Below are 12,096 nucleotides of genomic sequence, written 5' to 3' on the forward strand. Positions count from 1 at the left end.
ATATAATAGACTTATTGTGCTAAAACCTAACCAATCGGTCAAATAAATAAACTGACCTTGAAGTTAATTTTTATTTGATTTTTGAGTCAAATATTGGGTTCAATAGACGACTATTTTTCAATTATTAACAAGCTTTGAGATCCGCCAAAGTATGACAGACAACCTTCGCATCTGGTTATCCAATCCATTAGCCATCTACACGGGAAACGATGAGGATGCTTCTGGCGGTATTGTTGTCAGTGGCAAGGCGATCGTAGAGCTGGTTGCCAAGGGCGAAACACCCGTTAATATTGATCAAACGATTGATGTCAGTGATCAGGTTCTGATTCCCGGTCTGATCAACACCCACCACCATTTCTATCAGACACTGACTCGCGCACTGCCCGCAGCACTCAATAAAGAGCTTTTTCCTTGGCTTCAGACGCTCTACCCTGTCTGGGCGAATTTAGATCCTGAGATTCACCGAGCCGCCACAAAGCTGGCACTGGCCGAGTTACTGTTGTCCGGCTGCACAACCGCTTCTGATCACCACTATCTGTTCCCAGCCAATCTCACTGACGCCATTGATCATCAGATCGAAATTGGTCGTGAGATGGGTGTGCGTATGGCGATGACCCGAGGTTCTATGAGTCTTGGCCAAGACCAAGGTGGATTACCGCCTAATACCGTGGTTCAAACAGAAGATGAGATCTTGCAGGATTCTGAACGTCTGGTCTCCCGCTATCATGACAGAGAACCCTATTCGATGTCACAAATCGCCTTAGCACCCTGTTCTCCCTTCTCTGTGACGACCGAGTTGATGCGTGACACAGCCAGTCTGGCCAAACAACTCAATGTACGACTCCATACGCACCTAGCAGAGACCATCGACGAAGAGAACTTCTGTGAACGCTCTTTTGGTATGCGAACGGTAGATTACCTAGAGTCTGTTGGTTGGCTATCCAGTAACACTTGGTTGGCGCACGGCATACATTTTAATGACGAAGAGATTGCCCGATTGGGTAAGGCTGGCGTCGGAGTCTGTCACTGCCCAAGCTCGAACATGATGCTCGCATCGGGCATTGCTAAAGTGAAGGAGCTTGAAGCGGCCGGTTCACCCGTGGGGTTGGGTGTCGATGGTTCTGCGTCGAACGATTGCTCGAATATGATTCAAGAAGTTCGCCAAGCCATGTACATCCAGCGCCTGCGTTACGGATCCTCTGCGGTCACCCATTTTGACGCCTATCGTTGGGGTACCAAAGGCTCAGCACAGGTATTAGGCCGTGACGATATTGGTGAGCTCGCGGTGGGTAAAGCTGCCGACCTAGCTCTATTTAAGCTTGATGAGCCGCGCTTTAGCGGTGCACACGATCCATTAGCCGCCCTGCTGTTGTGTGGGGCGCATCGCGCAGAAGCCGTTATGGTGAATGGCGAGTGGCGCGTTAAAGCCGGTGAGTTAGTCGGTCAAGATATTGAACGGATCATGCATGAACATAAAGAGGCTGCAAATACACTTGCGGCTCGTGCGATTTCTTAGGAGAAGATAATGACACCCAACAGCAAAGACTTTCCCGTAAGCTGGGATGAACTGCACCGAAATGCACGAGCGCTGAGCTGGCGCCTTCTAGAACAAGGGCCTTGGAAAGGCATTATTGCCATCACTCGCGGCGGCTTAGTACCAGCAGCCATCCTAGCTCGAGAGATGGATATTCGTATGATCGATACGATCTGTGTCCTTAGCTACTCAAACTCAGACACTGGTGAAGCTTCTGTTCAGGGGCAGATAGAAGTACTTAAAGGCATAGAAGGTGATGGCGAAGGGATGATTTTGGTCGATGACCTGGTTGATACCGGCCGCACCGCAAAATACGTTCGTGAAATGCTTCCTAAAGCGCACTTTGTAACACTCTATGCAAAACCGGCTGGCAAACCACTGGTTGATACCTTTATTACCGAGGTCAGCCAAGATACTTGGATTCGTTTCCCTTGGGATATGGTGCAAACCTTTGCACAACCACTATCAGAAGTTATCGATAAGTAACTGATTTCAAATAAACTATTATTTTGATTGGACGTTCTGTTTTACATAAATTAAACGTCTAAAAAAATCCTGCAAAATCAAAATCCTCTGCTAGGCTTAAGCTTTCATTATGTTTGGAAGAGTTTTGTATGGGTTTTAGTTACCTAGTTTCCTGCCTATCTTTGTTACTCATTAGCCAACCTCTTTGGGCTAATGAGAGCTCTCTAATGGCTGAGATAAGACTCCACCCCGTCATCTTTTTAGTCTCTGTTACCCTTATCATCATTGTGCTGGCCACAATGACTCGAACCCTGCAGCTTCTTCGTTCACGTGGACATAAGCAGTTTAGACAGCTTAAGCGTGAGCGTCACAAGACACAGCGACATCTTGCCATCATCGACAAACACATCTTAATGGTGAATACCGATCCAAACGGCAAGGTGACTAAGGCATCTAGCGCCTTTTGCGATCACACGGGATATACAAAAGAACAACTTAAATCAGGCACATTAGCTCGTTTAATTCCAGACGAAAACAGCGCACGCCTTTTGCAACAACGATATCAAGAGGCAAGTCAGAAAGGGGTCGTGAGTGTTGAAACCCAAGAGAAAAATGCCTACGGTGGACTCTATTGGGTCAAGCTTCAGATCGAGCCTCAATACGACCGAAACGCTAATCTGATTGGATTCACCGAGATTCGCGAAGACATTTCGACTCAGAAAAAACTGGAAGAGCTATGGATGACGGACCAGTTAACCGGCCTCTACAATCGTTCGAGGCTAGATGAGCTATTTGAAGCAGAGCTGCGACGTGCAAACCGATACGGCACTCAATTTTCGCTGTTGCTGTTAGATATTGATCACTTCAAACAGATCAATGATACCCACGGGCATCTTGTAGGCGATGACGTTCTCTATGCCGTCGCTAACCTACTTCAGAATAATATTCGTGATGTGGATATATTGGGTCGCTGGGGCGGTGAAGAGTTTATGATCATTTTACCCAACACCAACCAATCTGAAGCGTTGATTCTTGCAGAAAAACTTAGAAACACACTAAGAGATCACCCATTCACACCCGTGAGTAAGGTAACGGCTAGTATCGGTATCAGTAGTTTTATTGCCGGTGTCGAAGCAGATGAGCTATTTAAACGGGCGGATGATGCGCTCTATCGAGCCAAAGCAAAAGGAAGGGATCGGGTAGAGTTAGGCATGGTCAGCATACCTAACCCTAATGAACAGAGTCGCGATCGCAGCGCTTAACTCCAACCCTTTATTTTGCGGTAGAGTGTAGAGGGGCTAACCTCAAGTAACGCGGCCGCTTTAGGGACATTGCCTTTACAGAGTTTGACGGCATTTTCGATGATTTTTCGCTCTAATACATCCAGAGGTTCAATCTCGTCTAAACTCTGAGCCATCACTTTCGAATAGGGTTTAGACTTCTTAGCGGATTTACTCGTTTGAACCTCTTCTGGCTCTTCTGTTTTGACGGGTTGTGGTGCCACAATCTCCTGCAGCGAATTTAACGGGGCCGGGAAATCGGCCACACCGACCATACCCCCCTCGTTTAATACAACGACATTACGAATCACATTCTGAAGTTCGCGGACATTACCTGGCCAGTGGTACTCCAGCAGTCTACGCTTAGCTTCATCTTCAAAGCCCTCGAAATACTTGGTCTCTTCACGCGCGTAACGGTTAAGGAAGAATTCGGCAATCATTAGAATATCATCACCGCGATCCCGTAACGGCGGCAGGTGAACAGGAATCACATGCAGGCGATAGTAGAGATCCTCTCTAAAACGACCCGCTTGCACCTCAACCAGAGGGTCTCGGTTCGTTGCGCAGATGAATCGAACATCGACCACCTCATCTGAATTACTTCCTACTTTTTGGATAATGCCGGTCTGAATGAATCGTAGCAATTTGGTTTGCAAATCAAGACTCATTTCACCAATTTCATCTAGAAAAAGTGTACCGCCATTGGCTTTGCTGGCTGCGCCCTCACGATTGGCACTGGCCCCAGTAAACGCACCCTTCACATGGCCAAAGATCTCACTCTCCATAAGATCTTTAGGAATAGCGGCACAGTTAATAGCAACGAAAGGACCTTCAGAACGCGCGCTCTGCTTATGCAGGGCTTCTGCAGTGAGCTCTTTACCTGAGCCACTCTCCCCTGTCACAAAGACAGATGCCTTACTGGGGCCCGCACGCTCGATAAGATGATACATATCTTGCATCGCAGGACTGGCACCAATAAAGCTATGGAAGGTCTCACGCTCCCTCTTCTCTGCCAAATCGACAGGAGCAAAGTTGAGTTTTGCCACCTGTGCAAATGCTGAGCTGATCGCTACCTTTAGTCGACGCGCATCAAAAGGTTTTTCTAGAAAATCATAGGCGCCTACACGAATGGCATCGACGGCCACATCGATCGAGCCATGCGCGGTCATAATGATCACCAAAGAGTTAATCTGATGCTCAATAATTCGTTTAAGAAGCTCAAAGCCATCACCATCAGGCAGGCGCAGATCCAGAAGAACGACCTGATAAACCTTGGAATCAAGTGCGGTGTGAGCTTCAGCCAGTGTGGCGGCGGCATCAACTAATACCCCCTCCTTCTCAACGTACTGTGCATAGATACGTCGCAGACTGGCACTGTCTTCAACAATTAATACTTGATTCTGAGACATCAGAAATTTCCTCAATTAACTCTATTAAGCCGATAGCGATGATGAAAACCGGTTCAACTCTGCAAGGACAGATTCCAGCTGCGAGGGTACAGAAGGCACAAACTGATCAACCGTCGCTTGATCGCCAGATTTGGCTGCTTTTTCTATGCGCTCGGCGGTAGAACGAAGCGTTTCGGCACCAAAGGTTGCTGAGGTACCTTTCAGTGAATGTGCTTCGATACCTAATGTCGCTAAATCATTTTCAGACATCGCTTTACTGATGTTCTCTAAACGCTGTGAAGATTCTGATTCGAACACTTCAATAAGGCTTGGCAAGAAATCGATCGACGTGTCCTCTAAAAGACGCTCCAGTACTGCAAGATCCAGTACTTCAGAAACCTTTGAAGCAACCGCCTGATCCATTGAATCGATGATTTGTCCCATTTAACTATCTCCTTAAAATAATCCTTCTAAACAGTGAAGGCACATCAAGAGAAAGCAAGGTCCATGCCAACTCTTCTTACCGCTTATAAAAAGATCTATTCATAGTGATTCGCAAAATGCAAAAAGTCTAGATATTTGATTCAGAGCTGTTGGCACGGTTTGTGCTTACCCTCATGCAATAGGAACTAAACAGACCGAGTTTTAAAATGAATATTGCAGTATCAGTTAAGAGTAGCGAACAAGACCATTTTGATATCAATAGAATCCTAATGGTTGATGACAGCCCTACCGAACGAGCTCGCCTTGGCGCGATGTTAAAAGACCTAGGCTATGAAGTCGTTGAGGCCTGTGATGGTAAAGAGGCACTCGCACTGCTGGAGAGAGACCAATTTCAATTGATCCTCTCAGATCAAGTGATGCCAGAGATGGATGGCAAAACACTCTGTCGCACTCTGAGAAGCAACGAGCGTTACGGATCACCCTACGTCGTTATGCTGACCGCAGAGAATGATCAAAATGAGCTGGTCACCTGTATGGATGCAGGCGCGGATGATTTTTTGCGTAAACCCGCTGTTAAAGAGGAACTTCGTGTACGGCTGGCTGCAGGAGCTCGCTTGGTAAGCATGCGTAAAAGTGTCACCGACCAGAACGAGCAACTCAACGAAACCGTGACTGCACTGGAAGCTGCGCAGAAGCAAAATGAGGAAGAGTTGCAATTTGCGACGCATCTTCAAGAGGAGTATGTACCAAAGAATCAGTGGTTATCACCCACCCTAGAACTCGCTACACACTTTAAAACAGCACGTGGCATTGGTGGTGATTCAATGGGATATGTCACAACCAATAACAATCAAGTACTGATCTATCAGATCGACGTAATGGGACACGGGGTCGCATCGGCTATGCTCTCCTTTACCTTACAAAATGCCATTCAACAGATGCTGGGTTACTACATCAATCAAAGTGTCTTGCCACCACTTCATCAAATCGTTCGCAGACTGAATGAGCGCTTTCCTAGTGAGCGTTTTTCAGGCCTCTACTTCACTATGTTCCTTGGCATGATAGATGAACAAGCCAATACCCTAAGGTACTGCCAAGCAGGACACCCTCACCCCTGCGTGTTAAGCGAACAGGGTGATATGATGCAGATAAGCCGCGGCAGCTTTCCAGTTGGAATGTTTGAGTTTGCCGACTTTGAAACACGATCCCTTCCCTTTTTACCAGGTTCTTCATTGCTGTTAAGTAGTGATGGACTGTTTGATATTGTTGATGAAACAAACTCAGCCATAGGCCGTAATGCGATCGAAAACATACTGAAACGTGAACGCAGTAAAGATGCCGCAACTCAGTTAGATATCATTAAGCAATTTGCCTATGATTGGGGTAACCAAGAGACCCCAGAAGATGATGTATCGGTCATGTTGATTAAACGCTCCTCGGAAAACAACCAAGAGACAGAGTTGAACGTCCAGCCATTTCTGACCAGTTTACGCCCTACAGAGAGCGACGTAGAAAAGACACTGGATCATATCTATCTTCACTTAAAACTGCTTAATACCGATGATCTAATCCTCTCTAAGATCAGAACCGCGCTAGCTGAACTACTGAACAATTTTGTTGAACATACTGTTTGGCCTGAAGATTATGTGGAGCTTCCAATAGAGATCATCACAACGACCTCTAAAAGCTGGATTGAGTTCAATATTCAAGAATATTCCGTTGAGCTTCCTCATCTATGCCCACCTAAGCCCTATTCAGGTGAATCAGAGTCAGGGCGTGGCCAACACATCATGATGAGTTGGATCGATCAAATCAGCTGTAAGCGTGCCAATGATGCAAACCTATGGCGACTGCGTTTTAAAAACAGCTAATAAAGTCACTCAAAATAAGCCGCATCTATTGCGGCTTATTCATTTCCAGCACTGATCTCTCTATAATCTGAGCACATTTTGAACCGATGGAATTGACGTGAAACCTCTTTTGATTGCCGTTGCCGGTGCTTCTGGATCTGGGAAAACCACCGTAGCTAACGCCCTGTTGCAGGGCATTCAATCACAGGGATTAACGGCCACGCTGTTTAGTCAGGACAATTTCTACAACCCTATTGGTCACCCGCTCAGTAATTACGATGAGCCTCAAGCGCTAGAGCTTGATCTATTGGCCAAAAAACTCAACGAGCTTAAACAGGGGTTGGCGACCGAAATTCCGACCTATGATTTTGTCGTTCACAGACGCCAGCATGAGACTTTGATCATTGAACCACTCGATGTGATCCTGGTTGAAGGTCTTTTTCTACTGTCACAACCGAATTTAGTCTCAGCCTTTGATATCAAAATCTACTTAGATGTCCCTCAAGAGATCTGCTTCCAACGCCGTTTTGAACGAGACCAAATTGAACGAGGTCGTGAACCTGACGACATTCGTCGTCAATACAACGACCAAGTGCGACCTGGATTCGAACGTCACATTGCCCCATATCGCGATCAAGCCGATATTAGAATTGACGCTCTCCCCTCAGATGTAAAAAGTTTTATTAAAAATAGACTAAAACTGCCTCGATAATCGGAACAACCCCCTAAGTTGGCACACCTATTGCTAAGGATATATAGGTACATAATTAACTTAGGAGTTACCGATGAGTTTTACAGTCAGTTCTTACGATTCAGCTAACGTCGTTCACATGCCAGAGAAACTTACTATGGCTAATGCGAACAGCGTTAAACAGCAGCTTACCGAGATGATCGAACAGGGAAAAACCAACCTTGTCATCGATTTGGCAGGCATGAGCTTTACCGATTCAAGTGGTTTAGCCGTGCTAGTCGCTGTCTACAAAAACATTCAAAAATTGGGTGGTTCAGCGGTGATCTTGTCGCCTCAACCAGCCGTGCAATCTCTGTTAGAACTGACACGCCTTCAAGAGCTATTCGAGATCTATCAAGATCCGAATGCTGCCATTGAGCGAGTCAGCAAAGCAGCTTAACCAATGTACGAGGCCCTTCGAGAACACCTAGACTCCGCCGTGCTTACACTGGCGGAGTCAAAAGGATCAGAGCTGCCCAATGCACTTATTGAGTCGCGCATCACCTCAATTATCTTCTATAAGGCGGCCATTGAGTTGATTGAACGGTTCAATAATGGACAGATAAACATCCTGGAAAAACTTCCAGAAAATATCCGTCGTTCGCTCCTCACGCCCAACTGCATGATGAGTTATGAGCACTGGTTAGATGCCATCTCTAATCTGCATCTTGAGCTAGAGAAGGTCTACTACAGTGACACCCATTTAACGCACGAATCTTTGGCTGATATTCACCGCAATGCGATCGATATTGAGCAGTTTGTACTCAGTGCGCCCTTTAGCGGCAGAGCCAACCTGTTAATGCCGGGTTTAATAAAACGGGACCAGAAACTTAAGTGTTTAGCGGCACCCTTTTTAGTCTTTAAGAGACTAGGTTTACTGACCCCGTTGAAATCGGTTGTGAACGGATAGGAGTGATCATGAAAAAATATGACGGCCTCATGCTAGGGTCATTGGTCAGTTTACTCCTGTCTGGTTGCAGCCAACAACCGATACAAAACGAAAACGAGACAATCTATTTTTCGCACTCGTTGCCGAATATCGCCACGCCTTTACAGCCTCAAGCAGTAGTCAACATTGTGCTACCGATCATCTACTTCGCCAACGACAGTCATGAAGTGACGCCAACCGAAAGGGTCAAACTCAAAGAGTTTGTTAAGACACTGGGTGAGCAGCGTCCGTCAATCATTTTGAATGGGCATACCGATTGGAATCGAAGTGAACAATACAATGATCAACTGGGGTTAAATCGATCCGAGTCCGTCCTACTAACACTGGTTGATATTGGCTATCCAGCTGAAAAACTGGCCACAGCCTCCATGGGCGAATCCCAACCCGTTGCAAATAACCGAACCGAACAGGGCCGTCAACTGAATCGACGAGTCACTCTATCACTATTCTAATAGAGCCAAATCATGACACGAGAAGAAGCGATTGCACGTGATCTAACGCGAAATGTATGGACCGTTATGGGCCTGCCGTTTGACTGCACAACAGAGCAAGAGACGACAGATCATCTGATTGATGCGATGCTAAAAGAGGAGCGCTGCTTCTTCACTACACCGAACCTAAATTTTGCAATCACTGCACAAAATGATTCGCAATTTAGAGATTCAGTCATCAACTCAGATTGGGTGGTCGCAGATGGCATGCCGCTTATCTGGATTGCAAAAACTCTAGGGATTCCTTTGCCGGAACGTGTCGCCGGTTCTTCAGTGTTTGAAAGGATTAGGCAAGAGTATGGAAACCCAGATCGCCCCATCCGAGTGATCTTTTTTGGTGGCCCTGATGGAACCGCATCTGAAGCGTTTAAAAAGATCGCGGTAGATAACAGCAGCATGGAAGTCGTTGGTTTTTACAGCCCCGGCTTTGGATCCATGGATGAGATGAGCGACCCCAAGGTTATTAAACAGATCAATCAGGCAGATGCGGATCTTTTAATTGTTGCGTTAGGCGCAAAACGAGGCCAGCAATGGATCGAACTAAACCGTGACCAACTGGAAGTACCAGTCATTTCACACCTGGGCGCGGTCATCAATTTTGTTGCAGGAACGGTTAACAGGGCCCCTCTTTGGATACAACGTAGCGGTTTAGAGTGGTTATGGCGTATATGGGAGGAGACGAGTCTATTTAAGCGGTATTGGCATGATGGTCGCGCATTTATTTGGCAATACCTCACAAAAATACGTCCCTATAAAAAACTAATGCAGAAGCAGTCTCAGCTACCGCAGATACCTTTGGAGTTTAGTTATCTAAACGACTCAAACACCCTACAAATATCGGGTGATGCACTTCACAGAAACTTATCAAATCTTAGAAGTGCATTAATTGAGTTAATTGAAGAGGAGAGAGTTCGGGTCATCGATCTCAAAGGCCTATCTCGGCTGGATGGTTCATTCATCGCCCTGCTACAACTGGTGCAAAAGCAGATCAATATAAACGGTCACAGCTTGACGCTTAAAAACCTTGATTCAGTTCATCTGCAACAGTTTGAATACGCTTGCGTATCTGATCAATTCACTATTATTCAACATCCAAGCCCAGTGGATGACGCTTCACTAGCGCCCACTCAATCATAGCGATCAATAACACCAGTGCAGTTGAGATAAGATAAACGTTTACGACCATATCAAGATGGGTAAAAGGGTCTTTCTCCTGTAAAAACTCTACCAATAAGATCACTGCGACAATCCCAACTCCGGGCAACCAAGAGTAGGCTAGATTTCTTAGCAGTCGATAGAGTCTGAACCGAACTATCTTCTTAGAGGGGTTTATTAGGGCAAAGCAGAGGTAATAACTGAATGTGTGGAACGCGCCAACACTGAGCATCAGCAGGCCAAGGTAATCCAGATAGTAGGTTTCATAAATTGCCTTCCCTACAACGAATTCGATGCCAAAAAAGATAAGCAACAGCATCGCCGATCTCATTAAGTATTCAACAATCAGCACAACGACCAATGGCTGATTCTTCAACTCACCAGCCTCCGCTTTTTCCGTAGTCTGTAGATTAGACGCTCGAGGTGGTCCGATGACGGATAGATATCCTAGAATGAATAAAAATTTCGACAGAGCTCTCATCTAATTCCTCTCTATGTGGCACACAAATTGCATTAACTAACTGGGTGAAAACCCATTACTTGCGAAGTGATAAGCAATTTACAGGCCAACTTGAGAAATATTATGAGTAAACAGACACTGTTAATGATCAGCATAGAGCTTCCCTACCCCGCTAATAGTGGTGGGCGAGTCAAGAGTTGGAATATGCTGAAGTACCTAACCAACCACTACTCTGTTGCCCTGGCCTGCCCACTTAAATATGGGAGTGAACATGTAACTGAATTTTCGCAGTTGGTCGATCTAGATAAGTTACTCTACGAAAAGGTTGAAGAACCCCGTTCGCCTAAAAACTTGATTAAGAGCTATCTTAAAGCGATCCCTCTTAATGTCTTAAGATCAGGCTCAAAAAAATTGAAAGAGCGTATTGCAGAGATCGCGAACGATTACGAAGTCATGTTGATTGATCACTACGAAGCCGCTCAATACATACCCGACCATTTCAGAGGCAAAGTGATATTTCATGCTCATAACGCCACCTACCTAATGTGGGATCGTTATGGCAAAGAGGGTAATAATTGGGTTATGCGTACCATCGCAAATTGCGAAGCCAAACGCGTTGCAAAGTTTGAATCTGAAATCTGTCGTCGATCTGATCTATTTTTTGCATCACCCAACGATATAGACAATCTCTCCAAAATTGGTGCAGATACCAATATTGCAAGAGAGACCTACCACCTTGGGGATGACACACAACTTGCTCTCCCTAGCATCAAATTTGAAGAGACAGAGAAGCGACTTCTCTATGTAGGCACACTCAGTTGGGAGGCTAATGTTGATGGCTTACTCTGGTTTATTGAACAAGTGTGGCCAGAGATAAAGGCCAACAATCCTAACCTGATTCTAGACATCGCCGGTGGTAACCCTGCACAACGTCTTGTCGACAGAGTTGCACAGGTCCAAGGCATTCAATTGCTAGGCTTTGTCGATGACCTAGAGCCACTGTTCAAGCGCTCTCGTGTGTTTATTGCACCGCTTACTTTTGGCTCAGGTATAAAAGTCAAAGTGCTCAACTCAATGTGCAGAGGACTTCCCATTTCAACCACATCGGTGGGTGCCGAAGGCATTGATGCGGACCACTTAACCCACCTATGCATAGACGATACCGCTGCAGATATGGCGAACTCAATTGATCGTTTGCTGCATGATCAAAAGCTATGGGAGACACTGGAACAAAAGAGTCGTGAGCGGGTACGTGAAAAGTACACCTGGGATAGGGTTCTAGGTTTCATGGTCAACGAAATTAACCTGCTATCGGCTTAATCAACCCTGTGTTCATCTCGACTCGAGCCC

At 45.9% G+C, this 12,096-nt stretch carries 13 protein-coding genes; 10 read left to right on the plus strand and 3 right to left on the minus strand.

From position 1 onward, the window contains the following. The first annotated feature begins 151 nt into the window (after positions 1-151). From XMD579_RS05735 to XMD579_RS05745, 3 genes are all read left to right on the plus strand, one after another. Positions 152-1,516 carry an 8-oxoguanine deaminase gene (locus XMD579_RS05735; RefSeq protein ID WP_173506032.1) on the plus strand — a complete coding sequence of 455 codons (1,365 nt, stop codon included), beginning with the start codon at positions 152-154 and terminating at the stop codon, positions 1,514-1,516. Between the two features lie 9 nt (positions 1,517-1,525). Further along, the gene (gene gpt, locus XMD579_RS05740; protein ID WP_173506033.1) at positions 1,526-2,020 is read left to right on the plus strand and encodes a xanthine phosphoribosyltransferase; all 495 of its coding nucleotides are present in this window, start codon (positions 1,526-1,528) and stop codon (positions 2,018-2,020) included. A 206-nt stretch (positions 2,021-2,226) separates the two neighbouring features. Further along, a complete protein-coding gene (locus XMD579_RS05745) occupies positions 2,227-3,261 on the plus strand; it encodes a diguanylate cyclase (protein ID WP_173506034.1) in 1,035 nt (344 codons plus the stop codon). Here XMD579_RS05745 and XMD579_RS05750 read toward each other — a convergent pair. Together XMD579_RS05750 and XMD579_RS05755 are read right to left on the minus strand one after the other, a co-directional pair. Continuing rightward, entirely contained in the window at positions 3,258-4,688 is a 1,431-nt protein-coding gene (locus XMD579_RS05750) for a sigma-54 dependent transcriptional regulator (RefSeq protein WP_173506035.1), read from the minus strand. The genes XMD579_RS05745 and XMD579_RS05750 overlap by 4 nt on opposite strands. A gap of 24 nt (positions 4,689-4,712) precedes the next feature. Beyond that, positions 4,713-5,111, minus strand: coding sequence for an Hpt domain-containing protein (locus XMD579_RS05755; protein ID WP_173480958.1), 399 nt, complete (start codon positions 5,109-5,111; stop codon positions 4,713-4,715). A 206-nt stretch (positions 5,112-5,317) separates the two neighbouring features. Here XMD579_RS05755 and XMD579_RS05760 point away from each other — a divergent pair, with 206 nt between their 5' ends. The 6 genes from XMD579_RS05760 to XMD579_RS05785 all read left to right on the plus strand — a co-directional run bounded on the left by XMD579_RS05760 (position 5,318) and on the right by XMD579_RS05785 (position 10,268). Beyond that, the gene (locus XMD579_RS05760) at positions 5,318-6,982 is read left to right on the plus strand and encodes a SpoIIE family protein phosphatase (RefSeq protein WP_173498028.1); all 1,665 of its coding nucleotides are present in this window, start codon (positions 5,318-5,320) and stop codon (positions 6,980-6,982) included. A gap of 97 nt (positions 6,983-7,079) precedes the next feature. Further along, positions 7,080-7,673: an AAA family ATPase gene (locus XMD579_RS05765; protein ID WP_173506036.1), complete on the plus strand. Its 594-nt coding sequence runs from the start codon at positions 7,080-7,082 to the stop codon at positions 7,671-7,673. A 73-nt stretch (positions 7,674-7,746) separates the two neighbouring features. Beyond that, positions 7,747-8,091: an STAS domain-containing protein gene (locus XMD579_RS05770; protein ID WP_173488850.1), complete on the plus strand. Its 345-nt coding sequence runs from the start codon at positions 7,747-7,749 to the stop codon at positions 8,089-8,091. Between the two features lie 3 nt (positions 8,092-8,094). Next, positions 8,095-8,601, plus strand: coding sequence for a hypothetical protein (locus XMD579_RS05775; RefSeq protein WP_173506037.1), 507 nt, complete (start codon positions 8,095-8,097; stop codon positions 8,599-8,601). A gap of 8 nt (positions 8,602-8,609) precedes the next feature. Next, on the plus strand, positions 8,610-9,092 hold the full coding sequence (locus XMD579_RS05780) for an OmpA family protein (RefSeq protein WP_173480963.1): 483 nt from the start codon (positions 8,610-8,612) through the stop codon (positions 9,090-9,092). Between the two features lie 12 nt (positions 9,093-9,104). Beyond that, positions 9,105-10,268, plus strand: a complete 1,164-nt coding sequence (locus tag XMD579_RS05785) for a WecB/TagA/CpsF family glycosyltransferase (RefSeq protein WP_173506038.1) — start codon at positions 9,105-9,107, stop codon at positions 10,266-10,268. Here the strand turns inward: XMD579_RS05785 and XMD579_RS05790 are convergent. Continuing rightward, complete coding sequence (locus XMD579_RS05790) at positions 10,213-10,767, minus strand: hypothetical protein (RefSeq protein ID WP_173506039.1); 555 nt, start codon at positions 10,765-10,767, stop codon at positions 10,213-10,215. The two genes, XMD579_RS05785 and XMD579_RS05790, sit on opposite strands and share 56 nt — an antisense overlap. A gap of 102 nt (positions 10,768-10,869) precedes the next feature. Here XMD579_RS05790 and XMD579_RS05795 point away from each other — a divergent pair, with 102 nt between their 5' ends. Beyond that, on the plus strand, positions 10,870-12,066 hold the full coding sequence (locus tag XMD579_RS05795; RefSeq protein ID WP_173498025.1) for a glycosyltransferase: 1,197 nt from the start codon (positions 10,870-10,872) through the stop codon (positions 12,064-12,066). Positions 12,067-12,096 lie beyond the last annotated feature (30 nt).

Source organism: Marinobacterium sp. xm-d-579, assembly GCF_013282935.1.
Classification (GTDB): Bacteria; Pseudomonadota; Gammaproteobacteria; order Pseudomonadales; family Balneatricaceae; genus Marinobacterium_E.